A 26,770-nucleotide genomic window follows, 5' to 3' on the forward strand; every position below is an offset into this window, starting at 1 on the left:
GTAATTTATTTATATAAAAAAGTGAAATGCGCGGGAATATTTCCGCCTTCGGTTTTCCATTTGAAGTGTCCGTTTTTATCAAAACAATACACAAATCCTGTGGAAACATAATTTCTCGCGTCTGTAATGTAAATATCTTCTGTGATTGGATTTACGGCAATTCCGTAAGGTGTTTTGATCAAGTCAACATATTCCTGATCGATCACTTTATTCGAAATGATCTGCTCTGTTTTAACATCAATAATTCCGAAAGATTTTTTGTAGGTATGCGTGTTGTAATTGAATTCGTTTCCGTAATAATAGAGTTTGTCATTAACGATCGTCATTTCACTTATTCCGATATGAAAATCTTTCTTCACCATTCCTGTGACAGGATCAACCAAATACAAACTCGACGGAATTGTATAATAATCACCTCTTGAAGTCACATACAAATCGCCGTAATTATCTTTTTTGATGTGATGAAGATTAATCGCAACATCTATTTTCTTGGTTTCTTTAAATGTCGAAAGATCAACCACAGAAACGGTTCTGTCATAATTTGGATATTTATACCCTCCCGAATTAGCTACAAAAAGTTGATTTCCTATAATTTCCATCTCTTCGGGCTGATATCCAACCGTCACTTCTCGTTGAATGGAAAGAGAAACCGTATCGATCTCTGCTACTTTACCCAAAGGCGCATTCGGATCAAGAGAAACAGGGCCGGCATAGCTTGACGCGTAGGCTTTTCCATTCTTAAAAGTGATATATCTGCAATTCTCCAATTGAATGGTTTTGATACGTTTTGCCGTTTTTGCATCCAGCACTTCAATTTTATTGGAAACATTGATGACTGCGTACATTTTACCGCCATAGATCTGAATATCATTTCCAACATCCCCCAATTCCTTTATGACAGTAGGATTAATCTCTCCGTAAATATTCCTGCGATAAGTTCCTGTTGTATAATCAAAGAAATCTAGTGTGGCTTTATTGGTTCCCATATTTCCTTCGTTCAAAAGATAAAAACCTTTGATCGCAGTATTTTCCGGCTGAGCCAGATTTTCCCGCTCTTCAGGGATGATATATTCGTCTGTACGGCATGAAACCAGAAAGACAAATACAAACAACAGCAGAGAAAAGTTTAATTTTTTCATAATGTATAACTTAGAATAAGTTTAAAAAATCTTCCCGGCATCGGGTAACTCAAGACAACTTCATAGTATTGATTCAGAACATTATTCACTTCAAAACTTGCTTTAAACTGATGAGATTTCCAATTGAATTTTTTCTGTATCGATAGATCATGCGTATACCAAGGCTGTATATGATTAACAGCAATATTGTTCTGATTGATATCGTAACGCTCTCCTACATAAATGAAACTGTAATTGAAAGCCCAATCCTTATAATCCGCCATTAAAGTAAATGTTCCGCTGTGCCAAGGTGTGTAAGGGATTTGATCTCCAAAGAAAGACTCTTCCCTGTCGGAAAAATCTCTTGCACTTTGATAAGTGTAGCTTAATAATGGTTTGATTTTTACTTTTCCGACCTGCAATTCTGCCTGAATATTGACATCTGCACCCAAAATTTCAACATAATCAAGATTCTGCATTGTCCATCGGAACATACTTCCATTAGGAGAAGCAATAATTTTATCCTTCACCTGATTGAAATATCCGTCCACTTTTACATAAAAGCCTTTAAAAAAGTTATTATTATCGTAAAATTTTTGATAGGTAAAACCAAGATCGTATTGCTCCGTAAATTCGGGTCTTAAAGAAGAGCTTCCGATTAAAGTGTAATACAAATCATTGAAAGTAGGCATCCTGAAAATACGTTTATAGAAACTTCGTACCGTAAAATCTTTAGAATCAAAAGGCTGATAGCTTAAAAATGCGGCCGGCGTCCATTCTGTTTTGTCGGGAGCTTTGGTGTTAAGCTCTACTTTTTCATGAACAAAAGTTCCCAAAACACTTCCTAAAAATTTGAATCTGTTCCATTGATAAGTTGTTGCAAAAGCCACAAGCGAAGTATAACGGGTAGGATAAGAAAACTGCCTCAAATCGGCATCCAGCGTATTATACTGAAAGTCTACACTAGCACTCACATCCCAATTCGGGGTAATAGAATACAGATTGGAAGAAGAAAGATATAGCTCCTTCTGGATATATTGATTCTGAATCTTAATTGAAGAAACCGTATCTACATATTTAGTATAATCGTATGCAAATTTAGCTTTGAACTGTGTTTCAAATTTTGGAAAGATCTTTTTTCTGAAATTAGCCTGAACGAAATAATTTTCATCAACCATTCTTTGCCCTCTTGCATCAAAACGGTTGTTTACAATAGCTCCGGGAATTCCTCGGTTTGATAAATAGCCGTAACCTCTTACATTCCAGCTTCCGTTACTTAAAGTTCCGTTAACGCTCGTCTCAAAACGTTTTGCTTTGATATCAGAATCAAATCTTTTAAAAATCGTATCATAAGCAACTGCTCCGTCAGGATATTTCCGCGAATATCTATATTTATAAACACCATCACTCTGCATAAATTCTGAACTAAAACTTGCAGAAACTTTATCCGAAATTTTCTGTTCTAAACGAAATGACGGATTAAAAAGATCGATAGAACTGTTTTTTAATCTGACAACGAAATTTGTTTTCTGATTTCCTTTAAAGCTTGGAGTTTTAGGCTGAAGATAAATTGAACCTGACGATCCAAAGTCTTTTGCAGGTTGAAAAATTTCGCTTTTCTGTCCGTTATACAGTGAAATTTCCTCAATGTCATCTAGTGAAAAACGGCCAAGATCTACTAATCCGTTTTGGGCATTTCCTAACTGAATTCCATCATAAAAAACTCCGACATGCTGGCTTCCTAAACTTCGAATGTTGATGGTTTTCATTCCGCCAATCCCACCGTAATCTTTAATCTGAACTCCGGAAAAATATCGCAATGCATCTGCAACCGACTGGCTGTTCAGTCTTTCTAATTGTTCTCCTGAAAGGGTCTGCGCAGGAAGAATCTCTTTAAAATTCTTTTTGTAAATGTTAACAGCTTTAATCGATTTCTCTTTTATACTGTCTTTTCTGGTTTGAGAAAAGTATAATTGAGCCATTAGCACAAAAATTGTGATAATAACTTTATAACATCCAGAAGTAAATTTTGATACCATTAGCTCTTTGAAAATAATAACGCTAATGGATATAAGAAAGCAGCAATGAAAAGCACAGCAATAACTGCACAGAATCATTGTTGTCCTAAGCTTTATTCCACGAAAGCGTCAAACGTTAAATCTTCTGGCAGGTCTTCTGACTTACTCCATTTTTGAAATCCTTCCCATTAAAAAAACAGTGGATATAATTTTCAAAAACTTTTTTGTGGAGCTTACAGCAGCGGGTCTGTTCCGGATTTACACCGAATTCCCTTTTAAGCGCTTTTTAGGGCTCACCAGATTTCGGCAAAGATAGAAAATTATCGGCAGATACAATATTTTGATTAATTAAATGATTTTCAGTTAAATAACAAAAACATCCCGTTAAAATTTTAACGGGATGCAAATAATTATGTTAAATTCCAAAGTTGATAAAAACACTCAATCGGGATTTCGCTTCAATATCTCCTCCTGCTAAATTAGAATAAGCGGGAAGCATTACTTCACTTCCCAAACTAAACTTTTTATAAGATGCTTCAAAACCCAATTTCCCATACAAAGCACTTCCTGCGGTATTGGGTAAATCTTCGCGAAACTGCTTATTTCGGTCATACACTTCTCCCTGCATTCCTGCTTTTCCTGAAAAAATTACTTTTTCATTGGAAATAAATTGATAGAATCCGGTGGCTGAATAATTCCATTGGTTTCCAAAATCATAATGCTTTTTGTTCTCTATTTTAATCGTATAATCTGTATTTAAAAGAACTGCAACTTTATTTTTCTGAAATTTATAATTCAAAACCATCTGATAATCCCAGCTTCCTGTTCCTAGCTGAAAACTCGGATTAACGCCTGTGATTCCTTTCTCGTCAAACTTTCCTAAGGGAACTTTCACTCCAACTCCTCCATTTAATTGATGAATATTATCCTTTGAGTTGATCAATTGATAGATTCCCATCAAGTTCAAATCTCCAATTCCATTGATCTTAATATCACCCTGCATTGTTTTCTTTTCATGAAAATGAAATGGCAAACTCGCATACACACTTAGTTTTTTAGTTAAAGGAATTTTACCCCAAAGCTGAATGGTATTGAAATATTGATCCTGCGTTAAATCCTTTACAAATAGATTTTCTTTTGCTTTATAATGCTGCGCAAAATATTTAATTCCGATAAATTGTGGATTCAATAAAGATTCAAAACCAGAAGAACCGTTTCCTGCAGCACATCCGCAAGCATCACAATCATCAAAAACCATTGCATGAAAATCAGTTGGAATATAAAGACTGTCACCGATTGTGTTCGCCTGAAATAAATTACATAAAATCAAGCTTATTATTAATAGTATTCTTTTCATGTTTACTCAGCAAATTTTGGATTTGAAATAAAGTTTTTATCAGACAATGTTTTTAGAAAGGCAATAATAAACTGCTTCTCCTGATCGTTCATTGCAATTCCGATGTGTCCGTTTTGTTTTAATTGAGGATCAAGATTGGGTTGATCTTCCACATTATCTGAATAGAAATTAAGTACTGCATTTAAGGTATAAAATCTCCCGTCATGCATGTAAGGCGCAGTATATTCAATATTTCTTAAACTCGGAACCCGGAATTTCATCCAGTCGTTTTGATCAAGCGTTACCCGATATCGTCCCGCGTCTTTGAACTGCGTATTGTAGTACATTCCTGTATTTCTGAAACTTTCATCTGTAAATAATGCTCCGCTGTGGCATGAAGCACATTTTTGTTGAAATAAATTCATTCCCTGTGCTTCGTCTGAAGTAAAATTTTCTTTTCCCTGTTTAAATCTGTCATATTTTGAATCTGCCGAGATCATTGTCGCCATAAATTGTGACAACGCTTTCAACACTCTTTCTCCCGTGATACTTTCATCGCCATACGCTGATTTGAATAATTTTTTATATTTCGAATCTGCACTTAATTTTGAAATCACTTCAGGCATCGAACTATCCATTTCATCTTCGTTGGTTATTGGAATTATTGGCTGTTCATTTAAATTATGAATTACACCATCCCACATATATCGTTTTAGAAATGCCATGTTTTGAATCGGTGGAGCGTTTCTGATTCCAATTCTATCATCAACGCCATGACTTACAGTATGACCGTGATGAGTAAATGCATTTTCTTGAATATGGCAAAAGCCACATGAGATGGTATTATTCCGTGAAAGCTTACCTTCATAGAATAATTTTCTTCCCAACTCTACTCCATTTTTGGTAATAGGATTTCCGGATTGATCGAAAGTCATTCCAGAAAAATAGGAAGGAAATTCAAGATTGTAGGCTTCATCTTTTTCCAACGGCTCAATCACCTCATCAGAACACGATGCAAAACTTAGAAAAGAGAAAAGAATAATTCCTGTTTTAATTATTTTAATCATTGTGAACGTGGTCTACTTTAAACATCTTCGTTAAGTTATTGGTTACATTAACCAAGTGTTGACTAGAGCCCATCATCATGTCATTGGTAGACGTCAAAGTAAGCGGATTTTCTCCACTCAAATACTGATTAAGATCTGCTAAAATGTGAATGGATGGAGTAATTGTTGCGGTAACTCTTGCCGTAGTCGGAAGATTCAACGTAACTTCTCGGTAAAGATCTGGAGTATTATTGGCTGTGGTATTTCCCATGTTTCCGGTGTGATTCATGAATTCTGTAGCAGGAGAACTTGTTCCATATTTCCCTTCCAGTTTTACGAAAACATAACCGGCTGCCCAAGACCATGACATGCCTTTTTGCTTGGCTTTATTCCAAAATTCTGCCTGCCCGTCTTGCCCCAGCAGATAAGCATTTTGACTGATTCCCAATCCGAATTTTATTTTTTTATAATTGTTTTTTGGAATTCCATTTAAGTTAAGATAAATAATTCCGGCCACGGCATCCGCTTGATCAATGATAAAAGCGCCTTTGTCAGGATTATTTTCATTGTATTTAAATTCGTTCCCGTTTTCATCAAATAAACTGATATTACTCACCACATATTTTAGTGCAGAAAGCTGATGCTTTTGTCCTTGTGAAGAGGTTTGAGTAGTTTGATTTAAAACAATATCTCCCAGATTATTAAACCCGTTTTCAAATTTTATCTGAAGATTTCCCGGTGTTTCATTGGTTGAATCATCATCATTATTTCGACAAGAGCTTAAAGCGAATAAAGTAATGGCAATACAGAATAATGATAAAAATTTATAAATTTTCATTGTTGATTTTTTAAGTTGAATTTTTAAAATAGAAATATGAGTTGAATGAAATAACATTCAATTTTTTCTAACCACAAAAGACACAAAAGCTTTAACACTTTAGAATTTTAAAGTGAATAATTAACGCTTTAATAGAACACTTAAGTTTTGAGAAAATCTTTGATTTTCATCTTATGTGCACTTATTTTACGTAAGATTTAAACAGAAGCTTTTGTAACTTTTGTGGTTAAAATAAGATTTGAAAAAATTAACTTAAAAAACCGGAGGTCTGAAAATAGAGGGTAAAAACAGAAAAGAATAATCTGCTTTGTATGAAAATTTGAAATTAAAGAGAGATATTTTTTCTGTGTTTTGGATTTCTGCAATCTCAGGAAGAATGTAAATATCCAATAATTTCTGTCCTGAATTTTTTGTTTTGTTTAAGGGCGAAGAATCGGTATCATTGGTTTTTGCAAGCTCTTTGCCCAAGTAACATTTTCCGTTACAATGAAGCTCGGGTTTGCTTTTGTTGATACATAAAACATTCGCGATATAATTATAATTTACAGCATACTCCACCAATGGTACCAGAGGCCTGAATACCACAAATAAAGTGAGAAATATGCTGCAAATTAAGTTCATGAATTATTTCTTGCTTACTGCATCTTCATATCTTTGGCTCACTGATTTCCAGTTGAGCACATTCCAGATCGCGGCAAGATAATCTGCTCTTTTGTTTTGATATTTCAAATAATAAGCATGCTCCCAAACGTCAATTCCCAAAATTGGAGTTCCTTTTTCTTCTACAACATCCATTAACGGGTTGTCCTGATTTGGCGTTGATGAAACGAATAATTTTCCGTTTTTATCCACCGAAAGCCAAGCCCAACCTGAGCCAAAACGGTCTGCTCCCGCCTTACCCATTTTTTCTTTGAATGCATCCATACTTCCGAAGCTTTCAGTAATTGCTTTCGCTAATTTTGCTGAAGGCTGTGTATTTTTTTCCGGAGTAAGCATTGTCCAGAAAAGCTCGTGGTTATAATGTCCGCCCGCATTGTTTCTTACAGCAGGAGTCGATTTCGAAACCTGAGAAAGAATCTGAAATAAGGTTTGTTTTTCCTGTGGAGTTCCCGCAATTGCTTTATTCAAATTAGCTACATACGCTGCTGCATGTTTTGAATAATGGATCTCCATTGTCTGAGCATCGATAGAACCTTCCAACGCATTGTATGCATACGGTAAAGGCGTCTGCTTAAACTGTGCAAACGCAAACTGCGCCGCAAAAACTGCACTTAGAGCAGCTATTTTCATAATCTTCATAACGTTTTGTTTTTGTGGTTAAACAATATTATTTTCTAGGTTGGAAGATGGGAGATGGAGGCTGGAAGTTATATACTAACTGCTACAACTTCCCTCTTCCTACATCTAACTTCCTACCTTTACTTCAATAATTTCTTAATATCCTCAATTAAAATTTCTCTGTCAGGGTGATATTTACCCGTTAATTTTGGGACTTTTCCTTCTGCATCTTCGTAATTTAAACCAGAATAATATAAAATCGGCATATTATCCTTATTGTATCTGCATCGAATATTACCTTCTTGATCTACAAGAGCAATCATTCCGCTGTGGTTGAGATTTTCGCTTTCATCTTCTTTATCACCTACATAAATATCGAACTGATCTGCGACCTTTCCGATATAATCTCTATTTCCTGTTAAGAAATGCCAGTTGGGAGATTTTACTCCAATTCTTTTTGCATGTTGTTTCAATAATTCAGGAGTATCATTTTCCGGATCTATACTTATGGAAATGATTCCAAAATCAGGATTATTGATCTCATCTTCAATCGCTCTCATATTGCTGTTCATCACAGGGCAAATTGTCGGACATCTGCTGAAGAAAAACTCTACCAAATATACTTTTCCAAGCATATCTTTATTCGTGATTTTCTTGTTGTTTTGATCGGTCAGTTCAAAATTCGGAACCTTCATTACTGTATAAAGGCTCTTTTTAAAATAACTCATTCCTACCCCGATTCCCAAGAAAAGTAAAGCAATAACAGCAAGCGGAATTATTACTTTGCGCTTTGCACTTTTATTGGTCTTATTATTTTTGGACATACTTCTCTGGATTTTTTTTGAACTCGTCCTTACAGTAAGCACTGCAAAAACCGTACGTTTTATTTTTATAGACTGCTGTATCTTTCATATTTGCTTCTGTTGGCATGTGGCAAATCGGGTCTTCAACGTTGGCAAATTTTACTTTTGTTGTATTTGATTTTGAAGACGCAGAACTCTTTTTATGCTTTACTTTAGGCGTTTCCTGAGCACAAGCCATTAATGAAACAGACAATAATGCTGTTAAAATAATTTTTGATTTCATTTTAATTTAAAATTGAAATTAATGTTAGTATTGAATGAAATTGATTGAGATTTAAACTAAATTTAATGTTGAATTATTTTAAACGCAAGGTTTGCAAGTTTTTTACAAATCTCACACTGATACGTTCGCAAGGGCGTTACACTCAGCAATTGATAGCTAAGTTTATTTCAATATTAAATTCAACTAAGAATTCAGTTTAAAAAAAATTAAACTAAAGGAGGACGAAATATTCGGGATGAATATTCTGAGATATGGAAATTATGATAATCCGAATCAGGATTTTTTATTAAAATATCTGACAGGTTTTTATTTGAAAATGAAAATATTTCGTTGGATAAGAAAACATCTAATCCCGCAATTTTCACATTTTGATTGTTGTTGGACTGCTTTTCTGTCTTTGCTAATTCTTTTTCAACATAACATTTTCCTTTACATGTAGATTGTGGAACGTTTCTGTTTTCACAAAGATTTTTTACAATGTAATCATAATTTATCGCATAATTCAGCAATGGCAAAACAGGTCGTAATGCAATGGTGAAAATAACAAATATGGAAATGAAAAACTTCAATAATTAATTCTGTTCTACAAATATACTACTCAAATTTGTTTTTATGATTGATATATGATGAAAGTCATTTTTCTGGTTGGTGATTGTTTGTTGATGAAAGAATTTGGATTTTATTTCCCCACGGATTACACAGATTTACACAGATGTTTATGTATATTTTTATTTAATTAAACTTAATTATGCGCAATCATCTGTGCAAATCTGTGTAATCCGTGGGAGATAATTTTTAAAATTTCATTTTCTGAATTCTAACAGCATTTAAAATAGCGAGTAAAGCAACTCCAACATCCGCAAAAACAGCTTCCCACATGGTGGCTAAACCTCCTGCTCCAAGTATTAAAACAACAGCTTTTACTGCAAATGCAAGAATGATATTCTGCCAAACAATTTTCTTTGTTTGCTTTCCGATATTGATGGCCATCGGGATTTTGCTTGGCATATCGTCTTGGATTACAACATCAGCAGTTTCAATAGTCGCATCACTTCCCAATCCGCCCATCGCAATTCCTACGTCGCTTAAAGCAACAACCGGTGCATCATTTACGCCGTCACCCACAAAGGCTACAGTTTGATTTTTAGCTTTGATTTCTTTGACTTTATTCACCTTATCTTCGGGAAGTAAGTCTCCAAAAGCATTTTGAATCCCCAATTGATCTGCTACATATTTTACTACGGAAGTTTTGTCTCCACTCAACATGGTGGTTTGTACATTTAATGCCTTTAATTTATTGATCGTTAATTGAGCATCTGCTTTGATGGAATCTGCAATCGTAAGATAACCTACAAATTGTTTATCGTAAGCAATGGCAATCAAGGTGTACACAATATTTTCAGGTTGGATGTCATATTTGATATTGAATTTATCCAATAACTTAAAGTTTCCCACCAATAAATCTTTCCCGTCGATCGTTGCTTTTAAGCCATGCCCCGCAATTTCTTCCACATTTTCCAATTGAATAGAGTGATCAATCTCTCCTACAAAATCATGAATAGCTGTTGCAACAGGGTGAGAACTTTTACTTTCTAAGGCATTGACAAATTTTAGGATTTCATCTTTATTGAATTCAGTTTTAAAATCAACTTCCTGCACTTTAAAAACACCTTCCGTCATAGTTCCGGTTTTGTCCATCACTACATTTTGAACATTCGCCAGAACATCTAAAAAGTTACTTCCTTTAAATAAAATCCCGTTTCGGCTGCCCGCTCCAATTCCACCAAAATATCCTAATGGAATGGAGATCACCAAAGCACACGGACAAGAAATCACCAAGAATACCAATGCTCTGTACAACCAATCTCTAAACTGATAATCGGCTACAAAAAAGTAAGGTAACAACGTAATTCCAATCGCCAAAAACACCACAATTGGTGTATACACTTTGGCGAATTTTCTTATAAATAATTCGGTCGGAGCTTTTTGAGCGGTCGCATTTTGAACCATCTCCAAAATTTTGCTCAGTTTACTATCTTTATACGCCGTTGTTACTTTTACCTGGCTCACCGTATTGAGATTGATCATTCCCGCTAATACCGTTTCTCCTTTTATTTTGGTATCCGGTTTACTTTCTCCGGTAAGCGCAGAAGTATTGAATGAGGCTTTTTCAGACAGCAATTCACCGTCTAATCCTAATTTTTCTCCAGATTTTAACTGAATGATTTCTCCAATATTTACCTTTTCTGCTTTTACAGTTTCAGGTTTTCCATCTTTCAAAATCGTAACCTCATCGGGACGCTGATCGAGTAAAGATTTGATATTACTTTTTGCCCTGGTCACCGCCATCGCCTGAAGAACTTCGCCCACAGAATAGAAAAGCATTACAGCAACTCCTTCCGGATATTCTCCTATTGAAAAAGCACCAACGGTTGCAATTCCCATTAAGAAAAACTCTGAAAAAACATCGCCTTTAGTGATGCTTTCGTACGCTTCTTTTAACACAGGAAGTCCTACCGGAATATAAGCAATCAGGTACCAAACTAAGCGAACCCAGCCTGTAAACCAATTGGTTTTAATATAATTATCTAAAGCTATTCCTATTAATAACAAAGAAAAAGAGATGATCGCAGGAAGGAACATCTGAAACGTAGATTGATCTCCTGTATCATGAGAATGGTCGTGGTCGTGACCTTCATGACTATGATTATGCTCTTTTTTTGGTTTTGTACTGCAACATTCTTCCATAACTGAATAATTTTAATCAAAATTAGGTGTAAACTTAATGCAATACTATTGCAAACTTTCCAAACAATTTTCACAGATTCCTTTGGCGAAAAGCCTGATTTCATCAATCCTGAAATTCGTCTGAACATTCTCAGGAAAAGAAATATCTTCTTTACAGGTGGTCTGTTTACAGATCTTACAGTAGAAATGAAGATGCCAGTCTTTATGCGTACTTTCATCACATCCATCGTGGCAAAGTTTATATTTTGTCGTGGTATTTTCCTGTATGCTGTGAACAATTCCTTTTTCCTCAAAAGTTTTTAATGTTCGATAGATTGTGGTTCGGTCGGCATTATCAAAATAATTTTCAATTTCTGACAATGACAAAGCTGCTTCCTGAGAACTCAAAAAATCATACACCAAAATCCTCATGCTTGTAGGCTTGGTATTTTTATCTATTAATTTATTTTCAATGTCTTTTTTCATAATATTTGAAAATTAATGTTCGTGTTCTCCAGAGTTTGTGAGCTTAGCATTAATAAAAAATGCTCCTTTTGTTGCTATTTTTGTTCCTTCCGGAATAGATTTCACAGGTGTAATGGCTGTATAACCCATTTCTGAAGTCCCTTTCACCACTTCTATCCTCTCAAAGTTAACGGTTTTTTCATTGTGTTTCTCCTGAGATTTTTCATCTTTATGATCTTCGGTTTTTTTATCATTTACAAGAAAAATATAATCTTTGCCATCAGCACTTGTGATGGCCGTGTTCGGAACTGCAGGCATTAATTTATTATCTAAACTTATCACCGCAGTGGCATTCATTCCATCAATCAAACCGTTTTTATTTCCTTTTACTTTACAATGAATCGGAATGGTTTTACTTTGATTTTCAAAAGCTGTTCCAATGCTGTAGACCTCAGCGTCATATTCTTCCACCGGATTATTGGTTAATGTAAAATGAATTTTCTGCCCCACTTTTATTGATGGTAAATCTTTTTCAAAAACCTGTAAATCAAGATGCAAAGAACTGTTATCAACAATTTCTGCAACAGGCGATGAAACATCAATATAACTTCCGATCTGTAATAAAATATTACTTATTGTCCCGCTAATTGGTGCTGTAACGGCAAGTCCGGTTCTTAAATTTTGGTTGGAAACATTTCCTGGACTGATTCCCATCATCTGAATCTGTCTTTGCAAAGAAGCTCTTTTTGTTCTTAAAGTTTTTAATTCGGCATCGGCATTTTGTAGATTTTTTTTCGCTCCGGCATCATTATCGAAAAGTTCTCTCTGTCTTCTGTATTCCTGTTCTGCAAAAGTAATCCTGCTTCCTGTTGTCAAATAATCTTCCTGCAATTGAATAAACTCAGGGTTGGCAATCGTAGCAATTACCTGTCCTTTTTTTACAAAATCTCCCACCTGAACATTCAATGTCTTAATGACGCCTCCATATAAAGAAGTTGCACTGGCTTTATTATTATTGGGAACACTCAATCCTCCGTTGGCTTTAACGACAGAAGTAAGCTCCTTCATTTCAATTTGTCCTAACGAAATCCCCACCGCAGTCATTTGCTCTTGCGTTAGTTCTGCAAACTCCGAACTTTCATGTTCTGAATGTTCTTCGGTTTTTTGTTTTGGTTCTTCAGCTTTTTCAGATTTCCCACAACTCGTTAGAAATAATGACAGAAGAATAAGTATGATGATATTAAATTTGAATTTCATTTTATTTGTTGATTAAAGAATTAATATTGACAACAGTTTGATTTACCTGCTGAATAGATTGCAAATATTTCAGTTCGATATTGGTTGCTGTCTGAAGCGCAAACAAATATTCTACATAAGAGATCTCTCCTGTTTTATAGCCTAACTGAGCGGCTTTTACAATACTTTTCGCATTAGGAACCGCCTGATCTGTATAATATTGATATTGTTGAAGATCTTGCTGATATTGACTGAACGAATTTTTTAGTTGAGTATCCAGCTGTTGCTGCTGAAACTTCGCGTTCTTTTCTTCCATCTGCTTTTGGTAATCCAACGATTTTATTCTTGCTTTTGTAGCACCGAAAGTCAATGGAATAGCTACTCCAACCGTCACTGCATTAAACCTATTCTCAGATCCATAGTATTTTTCCTGTCCATTTAAGGTGTGGAAACCTATCAAGGACTGATTGGTATATCCAATACTAAAATCCGGTAATCCCTGCGCCTTTTCAACATTTTTATTCTTTTCCAGCACTTCCATATTCTGTTTAAAAATCTGGATCGACGGGTGATTTTCCACTGTTGAATTGTCTAAAAGATATTCAACTTTTAAAGGTTCATATTTTTGAGAATCCGAAATGGAAATATCTTCATCTGTATTTAATAAGGTCTTTAAATTTTTATAGGCATTATTCAGATACACCTTATTCTGCTGAAACAAAAGATTGATCTCTCCTTTCTGTGTTTCCGCGGTGTTGATTTCTATTTTTTTAATATCTCCTGCTTTAAATCTCACCGTCGCAATTCTGATGAAATCGCCATACAAACTATCGAGGTATTGCAATTTTGATTGATTGTACTGCAAATATTCAATCTGATAAAAATAAGATCTTAGCTGTTTGATCAATTCATTTTCAGTAACCTGTTTTTCAATCTTCTTGGTTTTAATTTCTTCCTGAATTAATTCCTTTCTGGCTTTAAACAAAGTGGGAAACGGAATCGTTTGGGAAATAGAAAAAGACTGGTCAAATTTCGGGCTGTTGTATTGTCCGAGCTGTGCACTGAAATCCAATTTAGGAATTTCTTTTGCGGTTGGCTTCAATGCCTCAGAAGACTGAACACTTAAATCCTTGGCTTTTATGGAAGGGTTATTTTCCTGTAACAATTCTATCGCCTGATTCAAAGAAATTTCTCTTGAATTTTGTGCTTTTAAATTTTGACCTAAAAACAAAGTTCCTATTAAAATAATTACCGTTAAAGGCTTTTTCAGCAATTTATCTTTAATATTAATTTTAGAATTAAAAATAATATATAACATCGGCAATACAAATAAAGTAAGGAAAGTTGCGGAGAGTAATCCTCCAATAACAACCGTCGCTAAAGGTTTCTGAACTTCTGCTCCCGCGCTTGTACTTATTGCCATCGGTAAAAATCCGAAAGAGGCTACCGTTGCCGTCATTAAAACGGGTCTTAATCTGGTTTTCGTTCCGTCAATTACTCTTTTAAACACATCGGTAACGCCATCTTTTTCTAATTGATTGAATGTTCCGATTAATACAATTCCGTTAAGAACTGCCACTCCGAACAATGCGATAAAACCAATTCCTGCACTGATACTGAAAGGCATTCCTCTTAACAAAAGAGCGAAAATACCACCGATCGCACTCATCGGAATCGCCGTAAATATCAAAGTTGCCTGTTTGAAAGAATGAAATGTAAAATACAGCAACATAAAGATTAGTAGAAGCGATACCGGAACAGCAATCATAAGTCGCTGACTTGCTTCTTTTAAGTTTTCAAACTGGCCACCGTACGTGAAATAATATCCTGATGGAAGTTTTACCTCTTTTGTGAGTTTCCCCTGAATATCTTTCACAACGCTTTCTACATCTCTTCCTTTGACATTAAAACCAATGACAATTCTACGTTTTCCAGCTTCACGACTAATTTGTGCAGGGCCCAATTTATATTCAATATTCGCTACCTGAGATAATGGAACCTGAGTTCCGGTATTGGTTGGAACCATTAAATTACTCACATCGTCAATATCTGTGCAATACACGCTGTCTAATCTTACCACCAAATCAAAACGTCTTTCATTCTCAAAGATCTGACCGGCAGTTTTACCTGCAAATGCCGTACTTAAAACATTGTTGACATCTTCAACATTCAATCCGTAATTGGCAATTCTTGTTCTGTCGTACGTAACATTGATTTGTGGAAGTCCACCCACTCTTTCTACCTGCGGAGAAGTTGCACCCTCAACATTTTGAATGACTTTGCTCACTTTATCGGCATAAATAGAAAGTGTATCCATATTTTCACCAAAAATCTTTACCGCAACATCTTGTCGGATTCCTGTCATTAATTCATTAAAACGCATTTGAATCGGCTGATTTGCTTCAAAGAAAACTCCGGGAATTACTTCCAGCTTTTCTGTAATTTCATCTGATAATTCAGTGTATGATTTTTTGGATTTCCATTCTTTTTGAGGTTTCAAGACAATAATTAAATCGGTCGCTTCTGGTGGCATCGGATCTGTAGGAACCTCAGCCGAACCTGTTTTTCCAACCACCATTTTCACCTCATCAAATTGTTTAATAATTCGGGAAGCCTGCATGGAAGTTTCGATACTTTGGCTTAATGAACTTCCCTGAGGTAAAATACAATGAAAGGCAAAGTCTCCTTCCTGCAACTGTGGAATAAATTCCCCACCCATTCTGCTAAAAATCAATGCTGAAATTGAGAATAACACAACGGTAAGCCCAACAATCACATATTTAATTTTAATGGCTTTCTGTAATAAAGGTTGATAAATCTTTTGCAGCCAATTCATCATTTTATCCGAAAAATTTTCTTTGTGAGATGTTTTCTTTGAAAGGAAAAGTGCGCACATCATCGGAATGTAAGTCAGTGAAAGAATCAATGCTCCCAAAATTGCAAAACCTACTGTTTTAGCCATTGGTGAAAACATTTTGCCTTCAATTCCTACCAACGTAAGAATCGGAATGTATACAATCAGAATGATAATTTCTCCAAAAGCAGCACTTCCACGGATTTTTGAAGCTGATAGAAAAACCTCTTCATCCATTTCGCTTTGCGTTAATCTCTGAACCGATTTTCTTAATTCTAAATGATGTAAAGTAGCTTCAACAATAATTACTGCTCCGTCTACAATCAATCCAAAATCGATCGCTCCCAAACTCATTAAATTGGCACTTACTCCAAAAACATTCATCATTCCCAAAGCAAATAACAAGGACAAAGGAATTGCCGAAGCCACAATTAATCCTGCTCTGAAATTGCCCAGAAATACAACTAAAACAAAAATGACGATCAGTGCTCCTTCAATCAAATTCTTTTCAACTGTACTGATTGCCCGATCTACTAAATCTGTTCTGTCTAAAAATGGTTCGATCACAATATCTGCCGGCAACGATTTCTGAATGGTCGGAATTTTTTCTTTAATTCTGTTGACAACATCATTGCTATTCGCACCTTTCAACATCATAACTACTCCACCAACCGCATCGGTTTGTCCGTTATATGTCATCGCTCCGTAACGCGTTGCATGCCCAAAACGAACATCTGCGACATCTTTAATAAAAACAGGAATATTCCCTATATTTTTTACCGCAATATTTTTAACATCTTCAATTGAAGTTGCTAACCCAATTCCACGAATGAAATAAGCATTCGGCTTTTTATCAATATAAGCTCCGCCCGTATTCTGATTGTTTTTTTCAAGAGCCGTGAAAATATCGGCAACGCTTACTCCCATTGCTTTTAGACGATTGGGATTGACTGCCACTTCATATTGTTTCAACTCGCCTCCAAAGCTATTGACCTCAGCTACGCCTTCTGTTCCATATAACTGTCGGGAAACAATCCAATCCTGCATCGTACGCAGATCTTTAGCATTGTATTTTTTTTCACTTCCTTTTTTGGGATGCAAAATATATTGATATACTTCTCCCAAACCTGTACTCACAGGTGCTAATTCGGGAGTTCCAATTCCTTTAGGGATATTTTCTTCCGCCTGTTTCAATCTTTCATTGATTAATTGACGGGCAAAATAAATGTCTACTTTATCTTTAAATACAACCGTAATCACCGATAATCCGAATCTTGAAATACTTCGGGTTTCTTCTATATCCGGAACCGTCGCAATACTTTGCTCAATGGGAAAAGTGACTAATTGTTCTACTTCCTGGCCTGCCAACGTGGGACAAACAGTAATAATCTGTACCTGATTATTGGTAATATCGGGCACGGCATCAATGGGTAATCTGGTGGCACTCCACCCTCCCCAAATGATCAAAAGTAAGGTCATTAAACCAATAATGATCTTGTTTTGAATACTAAATTTTATGATTTTATCTAACACAAATTGAGATTTAATTTGTGATTGTCTGTTTTTTAATGCTGCTTAATTTTTTAACGCAAAGAGCGCTAAGTTTCTTTGACAAACTAACTGTTTTTAAGTTCGCAAAGGCGTTTTACTTAGCAAAGATGCAAAGACAGGCAATCGATTAATTTTAATTGAGAATATTTTACATTTCATTTAAAAATGAGATACAAAAATATCATGAATACCTCTGCAACGATATTGCAAAGTTTCATGGAATATTTAAAATAAATAGATTAAATCTTAGGAGGTTGCCAGATATGGTCGTACACCTGATAGGCAAAATTGTTTTTCTGAAATAGAATTTTCTTGGAAAAATAAGCTTGAATCTTTTGAGGAATGTTCATTGAAACATCCATCTTAAAAGCGGTCACCGTAATCTGACAGCAATTACAAACGCACAACGGAGAACAAATATCTCCTTTGTCTTTTGAATGAGATTCGTCGATATTTAATGACAATTCTGTCTTGCTGGAACCCGATTCTTTATGTATGTCTTCGCATGGTATTAAGGATAACACCACGAAATACATCGCTAAAATCAATCTGAATAGGTTCATTATGACAAAGGTAGAGATTTTTTATCAATGAAAAAGTCATTTACTTTATGATTGTGATGTTTTATCACTTAAGAAAATTATGACTTTTTAGTAAAAAATAAGATCATGAATCGTCATTGAAAACAAAGAATATTGTTTTTAAATCTAAATTACTGTGACTATTTATTAAATTTGTAAAAACACACATTTACCCATTCAAGCAATGCAAAATAAATACTCCTCTTACACCTATATTTTCCTTTTAATATTGGGTATTATCTACTTTTTATCCATTGGAAAAGATCCTGCTTTGGGAGATACTTTAGGCTTTACTATACAAGGTTATTATGGATTTGCATTTGAATCGAATGCAACAAATCACTTCTTGTTTTCCAATGTTTTAGGCTTGGCTCATAAGATTCTGCCATTTATGAATGTACATATTCTTTTTGTCAGCATTTGTATTATTTCAGGACTATTGGCTTTATTTTATTTAAGGAAATTATTGCTCTTACTAGAAGTTTCTGAAAAATCATCTCTGATGTGCATTATGCTTTTCGGGTTTTCGTTTACGTTTTGGAGGCAAGCCGTCATTACAGAAGTATATACATTCTATTTACTGTTTGTTATTTTATTTTTAATTAATGTATTCAAATTTCTCAAAGAAAAAGAGATTAAATATTTTTATTATCTGTCTATATTTTTAGGAATTCTTTTTTTAATACATATTCAGACTATACTTTTTGGTCCGTTTTATTGTTTTTTACTCTTCAAAAACTTTAAACTTCTAAAAAAACACATTATTTATGGAGGTCTTATTACGCTTCTTTTATTTTCAATTCTATTACTTCCCGTAGCACTTGGACGCCATTCATTAGTAGCGATATTTACCGATAATGCATATGAAAACTCTCTTTTTGATTATGATCCTTCAACTCTATTTAAAAGTATTATGAAGAATCTTGGCATCTTGGGATACAATTTCTTATTTTTCAGTGTATTTATTTTTTTGGGAGTAAAAAATAAAAAATATCTGAACTATATTCTTTTCGGGGCTCTTCCTTTTCTCTTTTTCTGTATCAAACATAATGTATCAGATGTTCATGTCTTCCAGCTCGTTCCTTACATATTTATTATTATCCTCATAGGGCAAGGATTGGATAGATTTCCTAAAATACCATTAATACTGCCTGTTATACTTCCTATATTTTATTTTGCATCTTTTAAAATTGTACAGAAAACTTCTATCGGAAAGAATTTTGAGAAAGAAAAAGGGTTTAAAGGAGGAACAAGATATATGCTATTTCCACCATTAAATCAAAATCCAGATCTGAATTCTCTTTTAAAAAATTATGAAAAAGATTCATTATATGAAAAATATGGTGTAAAAGAAATGTATCCTCTTATTATTCAATGGGAAGAAATTAAAAAGAAAAATAATTATTAAGTTAAAAAAACATACTAAAGAACCACTTGCAACTACAAGTGGTTTTTATTTTTATTGTTCTCAACAATTAATATTTACCTAAAATTAATTTATTTTTAATCCACACACTGTGAATTTTAATTACATTTGTGACTTAAATTTTTAAAAAACTTTTTAACTTATGAAAACATCATTACTTGCACTTGCCTTATTGGCAGGGTCATTCTCATTTGCTCAATCATGGGGATTAACAGGAAATTCAGGAACAACTCCTACGAACAACTTTATAGGTACAACCGATGATCAGGATGTTGTATTTAAGACAAATAATACTGAAAGAATGAGAATTTTTGGAGGTCCTTATGTAAATGGAGTTGTAATAGGAAACCAAAGTGCTGCAGGAACACCTGCAGGAACAAGATTGGAACTTGTAAGTGTTCAGTGTTCAGGTTGTGGTGCCAGCTGGGCTCAGCAACGTGATTTCGTTGTAAAAACCAGAGAAATGAGAGACCTGAACTTTTTAATGGGGAACAATAATTCTGAAGATCCTAATACGGACACAAGTACTCCAAATTCTTCAGGAGTTACAAGAATAAGATTTTCTGATGCAGTTCACAAAAACAGCTTAGTAATATTCAATACCGGAAAAGTAACAATCGGTACAGATCAATATGACAATGATCCTAACTTCATGTTATATGTAAGAAAAGGTATTAAGGCTGAACAGATAAAAGTTGAAAACCCTTCAGTAAACGGTTGGGCAGATTATGTATTCAAAAAAGATTACAAACTTAGAACTTTAGAAGAAGTGGAAAAGCATATTCAGGAGAAAGGACACTTACCTAATATTCCATCAACTGCTGAGGTTGAAAAAGATGGAATTAATCTTGGAGAAATGGATGCAAAGCTTCTTGAAAAAATCGAAGAATTAACTCTTTATTCTATTGAGCAAAATAAAAAATTACAAAATCAGTCGGAGAAAATTGAAAAACTGGAAAAGCAATTACAACAATTACTTTCTGATAAAAAATAATCCCGGATAACTTAAAAAACTAAATTTCAACTATGAAAAAACTGCTATTTTTAAGTTGTTTATCCGCGCTCTCATTCCTAAAATCTCAAACTCAGACTTGGGATAAAGTGGAATGTGTGATGGATGACAAAATGGAGGCGCCGGTAAATAAAAGCGTTACTCCTTCCACAAACTGTGGTAATAATTCTCCTTATTTTTCTAATAGTAATTTATATACACCCAGTGCTTCAGATGAAATCATTTATATAAAACTTAATTTCATATTCCTTACAAAACCGGACGGAACAGGAAATTTTGAACAAAATAACCCTGAACACAATCAAGTTATAGATGATATTGTAGCCAGAATGAATTACAGGCTAGGGAATATGGGACAGCCAGTAGTGGGTTGTGATGGTTATGGAGCCAATAACTTTACAGATACAAGAATTAGAGTTATTGTTAATAAAATCTGGAAGGCAGATCCTGCATGGGATTTCTTGTATACAGGATATAATCCTTCTCAAGGTCCATTGGGAGGAACAGCGCCGTTATATCCGCCATCAGATAATTATTATTATAACTATTATGATAATGATCCAACTATTCCTCAAGGAATCAACTGTATTTTTTCTAATAATGGACAAATATATAATGAGCTGATGAGCGGTAATTACAGCGTTCCTTTGATTGATGGATGGGCTGCTTCAGAATTTCCTTATTACTATACTTTAAATAGAAAGTTAAGACAGTTTTGGCCTAATTTATTTAATAAGTATATTCAGATGAAGAATTTTGTTGTAGGTAACCCAACTTGGGGATCGCCGACTTGGCCGACAGTTCGTGAGTGGTACACCGGAATGGGATACAATAGTTTTCCTCACGAATTGGGACACAACCTAAGCTTATCTCATTCTGATTGCGGATCAAATATTATGAGCTATGATGCGGGAAATCATGATTATTTTAGCATTCAGAATATCTCGGATATGTATAGATCTGCTTCAGTGTCGAGTGTGAGGCAATACTTTACTCAGGATTCATTTAAAAATGCTGATATCAATATAACTAACAGCCAAACCTGGGATGTGAACATGAGGACTTATTCTAATGTTGACATTGATAATAATTCCAGTTTATTGGCTACATGTAACTTAATCATGGCGCCTGAAAGCAGAATCATTGTAAGAGATGGAAGCAACTTTGTAATGACAGGAGCAGATGTAAGTGCCGTAAACCATGCCGCATGGAATGGTATAAAAGTCGAGGGTAACGGATATTTACTTATTACACAGGACACAAAAATTGATTATGAAAATTTTTATGCCTATGCAGACAATACGGTTTTGCCTAAAGCAATGAAAACAAATAACATTAACCAGTTAGCGAAGCAAGATAAATTAACGGAAGAGATAAAAACAAGCACTAAAGATGTTAAAATTTATCCCAATCCTTCTTCTACAGTTATTAATATTGATTTGAAAAAAGAAGAAATTAATAATTGGATGGTGTATGATATGTCAGGCAAAGTTATGTTGAAAGGTAATGACACTAAAGTTTTAGTTGAAAACCTACCAAAGACTAATTATTTGTTAATCATCAACCTAACCAATGGTAACAAGGTTTCTAAGAAAATACTTGTAAAATAAGTTACAATTAAATAAGCTGATAATTCAGCAATATTTAAATCCGGAGAAAGAATTTTTCTTCGGATTTTTTATGCGCCTGATTTATTGTTTTAATTAAAATAAAAAAGCCACCGCATAATGCAGTGGCTCTTAAAAAAATCAAATCTAATATTTAAAGGTTAGGATTATTCTCAATCTCCTTTTGTGGAATTGAAAACAAATAATATCTACTGTTCGCTACAAATGCCGATTGATCAGGGAAAGCAAAGATCGTATGCCCTCTTCCGTTGACGGTTTTCACTACTCCATCCGGCGTTGTAATTTGCACCGGAATCGCTTGTCCGTTTGAATTTGTATAAGACTTTCTCACAACAGTCCCCTGCGTTCTGATAATATCTGATAAAGAGAATCCTTCTCCGAATAATTCTTTTCTTCTTTCAATTAAAACTTCTTTAATCACATCATTTTGTGCTAAAGATCCGCTGTAAACATTAGCATTTCTTGCAGATTTTAATTGATTTAAAACTGTTACTGCATTAGTCACTTTTCCATTTCTGGCTTCGGCTTCAGCTTCAATTAAATACATTTCTGCTGCTCTCATGAAAACGATGTCTGCAATTAAATTAGCTTTAAATTTAAACTTTGCATATCTCAAAAGCCCTTCTCTTCCTGGATTTCCATCCCATGAAAATAAAGAATAACGGATATCATTCGTATCAAACAAATCTTTGAAATAAGGATCTGCCATGAAGCTGTAATAATAACTTCCAGAAGACGAAACATCCAAAAAGTGGAAAGCATAACTTTCACCGGATTGTTCCTGCGTTTGCCCGTGTCCCCAAATCCATTCTCCGTTGCTGATGTCGTTGAAACCGTCTTTATATTTTTCGGCAGTCATTAAAGCGTATCCGTTTCTGGCAATTTTTGCAGAAGCTACAGCTTTCGTCCAATCGCCTGTATTTAAATAAACTCTTGCCAACAAACCGTTTACAATTGATCTGTCGATTTTATCTTTATTATTTCTTGTATAATTTTGAAGTAAATTGTCTGCGTCTGTTAAATCACTTTTAATCAACGTATAAATTTCTTCCAGACTTGCTTTTTTCTTTCCGACTGAGCTCGTCGTTGTTGGTTCTGTATAAATCGGAGCCGTCAATGCATTTTTATCTTTCAAATAACTGAACTGATAAAAACTCGCCAAGTTAAAATAACAAAATGCTCTCAAAGCTTTTGCCTGACCTTTCACCTGATTTTTCTTGTCCTGACTTCCTTCTGCAGCATCAATTTTGGCGATCACATTGTTCATATTATTGATCACAGAATATAAAGAATTCCAGATATAAAGAGGTCGGCTGCCTGTATTATTCACCAAATCTGTGAAAGCATACGCTCCGGGAAAACCGTATTTGTTGGTCAAAACCGCAACATCACTTCCCATCGCATCACTTGTTCTCAACACCGTTGAATACCCAATATTAGCGTACGTTGGTCCGTCATCATTGAATTTTGCCCAAGTTCCGTTAATTACTGTTTCTGCACTTTCTGCCGTCTTGAAAACCTCCGCTTCATCAGCTTGATTGGTCGGAGCCGTTTCCAGATCATTTTCACAGCTTATGAATGAAAATAACGTGATTAAAGCAAAAGATAGATATTTTAAATTTTTCATTGTTTTAATTTTAAATGTTTAAAGAGTGGCCTGTAAACCGAAAGTTATCGTTCTCATCGCAGGATATCTGTAATAGGTTGTTCCGTCTAAAGTTTGTTCCGGATCCATTCCTTTATGCTTGTAGAACGTCAAAAGGTTTTCAGCCTGAACATACACTCTGAATTTTTTCAACCCTAATTTTCCAAAATAATCTGATGGAAGTGTGTAACCCAAACTCACATTTTTAATCCTCGCATACGTTCCTGAGTATAAGAATCTTGATGAAGTTGAAGTCCAGTTATTGGTTGTTGTGCTTAAAATCGGAACGTCTGTGTTTGTATTTTCGGGAGTCCATCTGTTTAACATTTCTGCGCTCCAAGCTCGTCCTCCCGAGCTTCCGTTGTGCATTAACATGGTGTAATCCGTATCTAAAATTTTTCCTCCAATGCTGAAAGTCACCAATGTTGAGAAATCGAAGTTTTTATACGCTAAACTTGTCGTCAAACCTCCCATCACTTTCGGAAGGGATGATCCCTGCAATGTTTTTGTAGCTTTTGCGTATTCCGAAGTTGTTCCTTCCACGGTATTTCCGTTGGCATCGGTTGTAACTGTTTTCCAAAGCGGATTTCCGTTGCTTGGATCTACCCCAACCCATTCAGGAATGAAGAAATCGTAAATTGATCCTCCAACCTGTAACAGTTTTGTTCCACTTACGATTGAACCTTTTGGAAGTTTCGTGATTTCATTTTTTAAAGTGCTTAAATTAAGATCAACATTCCATTCAAAATCGCTTGTTTTAATGGGTGTTGTGAACAATGAAAACTCAAAACCTGTATTTTTTAATTCACCAATATTCGCCTGATAATCAGTGAAACCAAGTGACGGCGCTAAAGGCATTCCAAATAAAAGATCCTTACTTTGACGTTGGAAATATTCTACATTACCTTTAATTCTGTTTTTCAAAATCGCAAATTCCAAACCTACATTTAAGTTAAGATTGGTTTCCCATTTCAAATCAGGAGTTGGCAATTTACTTGCAACCGTTCCTCCTTCACCTAAATTATTGTAAAAAGTATACAAACTTTGGTAAGCATAATAGGTGCTTAATTTATCATTTCCTTGTCCACCATAACTTGCACGAAGCGTCAATTGGTTGAAGAGATTTAAGTCTTTAATAAAAGTTTCGTTGGATGCTTTCCAAGAACCTCCCACAGACCAAAACGTTCCCCATCTATTTTCAGGAGAGAATCTTGAAGACCCGTCCGATCTTACTGATCCCGAAAGGAAATATTTATTCTGATAATCATATTCTGCTTTTCCTAAGAAACTCAATAATCCTAATTTATCACTGCTTCCACTGAAACCACCTAACAACGCAGCAGCATCCGGCTCATAATAATATGGAAGTGAAAATTGACTTCTGCTTCCTGAAATCGTCTGATATTCATAATGATAAAATTCCTGACCACCCAAAATATTAATGTGGTGCTGTCCGAATTTCTTATCGTAAGTCAAAATATTACTCGTCGTGTAAGAAAGCGTTCTAGAATTGGTTTTCGTCACCGATCCTCCAATTTCTGCACCCTCTCCCAATAATGGATTGGTGTAATAATGACCGTTATAATTCACTAAATCAACAGAGAAACTTGTTCTGAATTTAAGCTCCGGCAAGAAAGTAAATTCTGCAAAACCCTTTCCTGAAAAGTTATCTTCTCTGTTTTCATTTTTATCTAAAGGCAACGTTGCGGCTGCATTTTCATTCTGCAAAGCACTTGTTGGTCTATATTTTCCGAAATCGTAAATGTAATTTCCGTTGGAATCCAACTTATAACTTCCGTCTGCATTTCTTTCATAATAAGGATAAAAAGACGGAATCACTCTCGCTGCATTGATCACATTATCCGTTCTTGAATCTGATGATGGCGGTGCTTCCTGAAGACTGTTTGTATACGCTAAATTTGCTCCAACATTCAACCATTTTTTGACTTCAGAGTTGATCTTTAATCTTGTGCTATATTTTTTAAAACCAGATTCTATCGCAATTCCTTTATCATCCAAATATCCTAAAGAGAAAAAATAATTGCTTTTTTCATTTCCTCCGCTGAAATCTAAGTCAACCTGGTTTCTTGAAGCTGTTCTTTGCAAAATATCTTTCCAATTGTCATTCCATAACGCGGTTGCACCTGTCAAAAGTTTCCCGTCTGTTCCTACAGGATTGGGATAGCTTGCTCCATAAGGATTAATTCCCAAAGCATTCACCAAATTATCAGTTGCCATTTGCGCTGCCTGCTGGGAAGAAACCTGACTTGATTTATACCCATTCCTCAGTGCTTCCCAATATAATTCGTAATATTGATCGGTTGATACCTGTTCATAATCTTTTACTGCTCTGCTAGAAAAACCCTGACTGATATTAAAATTCACTCTAGCCTCCCCTTTTTTACCAGATTTTGTCGTGATAATGATAATTCCGTTAGCTCCTCTTGAACCATACAACGAACTTGCCGTTGCATCTTTCAAAACACTGATTGATTCAATATCGTTTGGACTGATCGAGTTGATATTTCCATCAAAAGGAATTCCGTCAACGACAAACAATGGATTGCTTGAAGCACTTACCGAACCAATTCCACGAATTCTGATAGAAGCTGTAGAACCCGGCTGTCCAGAAGAGCTTACCGCCTGAAGCCCAGAAACTTGTCCTTCTAATGCTTTTGTGATGTTTGTAACCGGTCTGGTATTGATTTTTTCACTTGAAATCGTTGCTACCGAACCTGTATAACTTGTTTTTTTAGCTTTTCCGTAAGCTACTACGACAACTTCATCTATTTCTTTCTCACGAAGTGTATCTTTTTTTGTTTCCTGACCGTGTACACTGATAATTCCTAAGAAAAATACAGCAACAGGTGGAATCCAAATTTTAGAATTAATTAAATCTTTGCTAATCATAATCAATTTTATTTA

General features: G+C 34.9%; 20 protein-coding genes and 1 riboswitch. Of the genes, 3 read left to right on the forward strand and 17 right to left on the reverse strand.

Features of this window, described 5'->3' with window-relative positions; translation table 11 throughout:
- Positions 1 to 5: 5 nt before the first annotated feature.
- The 15 genes from SB689_RS06750 to SB689_RS06820 form a co-directional block, all read right to left on the reverse strand.
- Positions 6 to 1,139 (reverse strand): YncE family protein, encoded by a 1,134-nt coding sequence (locus SB689_RS06750; RefSeq protein ID WP_410691372.1) that lies wholly within the window; start codon positions 1,137 to 1,139, stop codon positions 6 to 8.
- Complete coding sequence (locus SB689_RS06755) at positions 1,136 to 3,100, reverse strand: TonB-dependent receptor (RefSeq protein ID WP_410691373.1); 1,965 nt, start codon at positions 3,098 to 3,100, stop codon at positions 1,136 to 1,138. The genes SB689_RS06750 and SB689_RS06755 overlap by 4 nt, the downstream gene beginning before the upstream one ends.
- 165 nt (positions 3,101 to 3,265) lie before the next feature.
- Positions 3,266 to 3,452: riboswitch (cobalamin riboswitch) on the reverse strand.
- Between the two features lie 99 nt (positions 3,453 to 3,551).
- On the reverse strand, positions 3,552 to 4,493 hold the full coding sequence (locus SB689_RS06760; protein ID WP_410691374.1) for a transporter: 942 nt from the start codon (positions 4,491 to 4,493) through the stop codon (positions 3,552 to 3,554).
- A gap of 2 nt (positions 4,494 to 4,495) precedes the next feature.
- Positions 4,496 to 5,539 (reverse strand): cytochrome-c peroxidase, encoded by a 1,044-nt coding sequence (locus SB689_RS06765; protein WP_410691375.1) that lies wholly within the window; start codon positions 5,537 to 5,539, stop codon positions 4,496 to 4,498.
- A complete protein-coding gene (locus tag SB689_RS06770; protein ID WP_410691376.1) occupies positions 5,532 to 6,356 on the reverse strand; it encodes an MbnP family protein in 825 nt (274 codons plus the stop codon). The genes SB689_RS06765 and SB689_RS06770 overlap by 8 nt, the downstream gene beginning before the upstream one ends.
- A 252-nt stretch (positions 6,357 to 6,608) precedes the next feature.
- Positions 6,609 to 6,977, reverse strand: coding sequence for a hypothetical protein (locus tag SB689_RS06775; RefSeq protein ID WP_410691377.1), 369 nt, complete (start codon positions 6,975 to 6,977; stop codon positions 6,609 to 6,611).
- 3 nt (positions 6,978 to 6,980) lie between these two features.
- Complete coding sequence (locus tag SB689_RS06780) at positions 6,981 to 7,655, reverse strand: superoxide dismutase (protein ID WP_072407306.1); 675 nt, start codon at positions 7,653 to 7,655, stop codon at positions 6,981 to 6,983.
- A 119-nt stretch (positions 7,656 to 7,774) separates the two neighbouring features.
- Positions 7,775 to 8,458 carry an SCO family protein gene (locus SB689_RS06785; RefSeq protein WP_410691378.1) on the reverse strand — a complete coding sequence of 228 codons (684 nt, stop codon included), beginning with the start codon at positions 8,456 to 8,458 and terminating at the stop codon, positions 7,775 to 7,777.
- Entirely contained in the window at positions 8,445 to 8,720 is a 276-nt protein-coding gene (locus SB689_RS06790) for a YHS domain-containing protein (RefSeq protein WP_410691379.1), read from the reverse strand. The genes SB689_RS06785 and SB689_RS06790 overlap by 14 nt, the downstream gene beginning before the upstream one ends.
- A gap of 206 nt (positions 8,721 to 8,926) precedes the next feature.
- Positions 8,927 to 9,289, reverse strand: a complete 363-nt coding sequence (locus tag SB689_RS06795; protein WP_410691380.1) for a hypothetical protein — start codon at positions 9,287 to 9,289, stop codon at positions 8,927 to 8,929.
- Between the two features lie 226 nt (positions 9,290 to 9,515).
- Positions 9,516 to 11,468, reverse strand: coding sequence for a heavy metal translocating P-type ATPase (locus SB689_RS06800; protein WP_410691381.1), 1,953 nt, complete (start codon positions 11,466 to 11,468; stop codon positions 9,516 to 9,518).
- Between the two features lie 45 nt (positions 11,469 to 11,513).
- Positions 11,514 to 11,933: a Fur family transcriptional regulator gene (locus SB689_RS06805; RefSeq protein ID WP_073296074.1), complete on the reverse strand. Its 420-nt coding sequence runs from the start codon at positions 11,931 to 11,933 to the stop codon at positions 11,514 to 11,516.
- A 12-nt stretch (positions 11,934 to 11,945) separates the two neighbouring features.
- Positions 11,946 to 13,169 (reverse strand): efflux RND transporter periplasmic adaptor subunit, encoded by a 1,224-nt coding sequence (locus tag SB689_RS06810; RefSeq protein WP_410691382.1) that lies wholly within the window; start codon positions 13,167 to 13,169, stop codon positions 11,946 to 11,948.
- A gap of 1 nt (position 13,170) precedes the next feature.
- The gene (locus SB689_RS06815) at positions 13,171 to 17,535 is read right to left on the reverse strand and encodes a CusA/CzcA family heavy metal efflux RND transporter (protein ID WP_410691383.1); all 4,365 of its coding nucleotides are present in this window, start codon (positions 17,533 to 17,535) and stop codon (positions 13,171 to 13,173) included.
- A gap of 257 nt (positions 17,536 to 17,792) precedes the next feature.
- Entirely contained in the window at positions 17,793 to 18,116 is a 324-nt protein-coding gene (locus SB689_RS06820; protein ID WP_410691384.1) for a DUF6660 family protein, read from the reverse strand.
- Positions 18,117 to 18,318: 202 nt separating this feature from the next.
- Here SB689_RS06820 and SB689_RS06825 point away from each other — a divergent pair, with 202 nt between their 5' ends.
- The 3 genes from SB689_RS06825 (at position 18,319) to SB689_RS06835 (ending at position 22,182) form a co-directional block, all read left to right on the forward strand.
- The gene (locus tag SB689_RS06825) at positions 18,319 to 19,542 is read left to right on the forward strand and encodes a protein O-mannosyl-transferase family (RefSeq protein ID WP_410691385.1); all 1,224 of its coding nucleotides are present in this window, start codon (positions 18,319 to 18,321) and stop codon (positions 19,540 to 19,542) included.
- 160 nt (positions 19,543 to 19,702) lie between these two features.
- Positions 19,703 to 20,554, forward strand: coding sequence for a cell wall anchor protein (locus SB689_RS06830; RefSeq protein ID WP_410691386.1), 852 nt, complete (start codon positions 19,703 to 19,705; stop codon positions 20,552 to 20,554).
- A gap of 32 nt (positions 20,555 to 20,586) precedes the next feature.
- A complete protein-coding gene (locus tag SB689_RS06835; RefSeq protein ID WP_410691387.1) occupies positions 20,587 to 22,182 on the forward strand; it encodes a T9SS type A sorting domain-containing protein in 1,596 nt (531 codons plus the stop codon).
- A 151-nt stretch (positions 22,183 to 22,333) separates the two neighbouring features.
- Here the strand turns inward: SB689_RS06835 and SB689_RS06840 are convergent, their stop codons facing one another.
- Together SB689_RS06840 and SB689_RS06845 are read right to left on the reverse strand one after the other, a co-directional pair.
- Positions 22,334 to 23,827: a RagB/SusD family nutrient uptake outer membrane protein gene (locus tag SB689_RS06840; RefSeq protein WP_410691388.1), complete on the reverse strand. Its 1,494-nt coding sequence runs from the start codon at positions 23,825 to 23,827 to the stop codon at positions 22,334 to 22,336.
- 18 nt (positions 23,828 to 23,845) lie between these two features.
- A complete protein-coding gene (locus SB689_RS06845; protein WP_410691389.1) occupies positions 23,846 to 26,755 on the reverse strand; it encodes a SusC/RagA family TonB-linked outer membrane protein in 2,910 nt (969 codons plus the stop codon).
- Positions 26,756 to 26,770: the final 15 nt, after the last annotated feature.

Origin of the sequence: Chryseobacterium sp. SIMBA_038 (assembly GCF_046535115.1) — a bacterium.
In the GTDB taxonomy this organism is placed as follows: Bacteria; Bacteroidota; Bacteroidia; order Flavobacteriales; family Weeksellaceae; genus Chryseobacterium.

Coding starts and splice junctions, on each gene's coding strand:
- SB689_RS06750 (WP_410691372.1), bottom strand. CDS start 1,139: ATGAAAAAATTAAACTTTTCTCTGCTGTTGTTTGTATTTGTCTTTCTG.
- SB689_RS06755 (WP_410691373.1), bottom strand. CDS start 3,100: ATGGCTCAATTATACTTTTCTCAAACCAGAAAAGACAGTATAAAAGAG.
- SB689_RS06760 (WP_410691374.1), bottom strand. CDS start 4,493: ATGAAAAGAATACTATTAATAATAAGCTTGATTTTATGTAATTTATTT.
- SB689_RS06765 (WP_410691375.1), bottom strand. CDS start 5,539: ATGATTAAAATAATTAAAACAGGAATTATTCTTTTCTCTTTTCTAAGT.
- SB689_RS06770 (WP_410691376.1), bottom strand. CDS start 6,356: ATGAAAATTTATAAATTTTTATCATTATTCTGTATTGCCATTACTTTA.
- SB689_RS06775 (WP_410691377.1), bottom strand. CDS start 6,977: ATGAACTTAATTTGCAGCATATTTCTCACTTTATTTGTGGTATTCAGG.
- SB689_RS06780 (WP_072407306.1), bottom strand. CDS start 7,655: ATGAAGATTATGAAAATAGCTGCTCTAAGTGCAGTTTTTGCGGCGCAG.
- SB689_RS06785 (WP_410691378.1), bottom strand. CDS start 8,458: ATGTCCAAAAATAATAAGACCAATAAAAGTGCAAAGCGCAAAGTAATA.
- SB689_RS06790 (WP_410691379.1), bottom strand. CDS start 8,720: ATGAAATCAAAAATTATTTTAACAGCATTATTGTCTGTTTCATTAATG.
- SB689_RS06800 (WP_410691381.1), bottom strand. CDS start 11,468: ATGGAAGAATGTTGCAGTACAAAACCAAAAAAAGAGCATAATCATAGT.
- SB689_RS06805 (WP_073296074.1), bottom strand. CDS start 11,933: ATGAAAAAAGACATTGAAAATAAATTAATAGATAAAAATACCAAGCCT.
- SB689_RS06810 (WP_410691382.1), bottom strand. CDS start 13,169: ATGAAATTCAAATTTAATATCATCATACTTATTCTTCTGTCATTATTT.
- SB689_RS06820 (WP_410691384.1), bottom strand. CDS start 18,116: ATGAACCTATTCAGATTGATTTTAGCGATGTATTTCGTGGTGTTATCC.
- SB689_RS06825 (WP_410691385.1), top strand. CDS start 18,319: ATGCAAAATAAATACTCCTCTTACACCTATATTTTCCTTTTAATATTG.
- SB689_RS06830 (WP_410691386.1), top strand. CDS start 19,703: ATGAAAACATCATTACTTGCACTTGCCTTATTGGCAGGGTCATTCTCA.
- SB689_RS06835 (WP_410691387.1), top strand. CDS start 20,587: ATGAAAAAACTGCTATTTTTAAGTTGTTTATCCGCGCTCTCATTCCTA.
- SB689_RS06840 (WP_410691388.1), bottom strand. CDS start 23,827: ATGAAAAATTTAAAATATCTATCTTTTGCTTTAATCACGTTATTTTCA.
- SB689_RS06845 (WP_410691389.1), bottom strand. CDS start 26,755: ATGATTAGCAAAGATTTAATTAATTCTAAAATTTGGATTCCACCTGTT.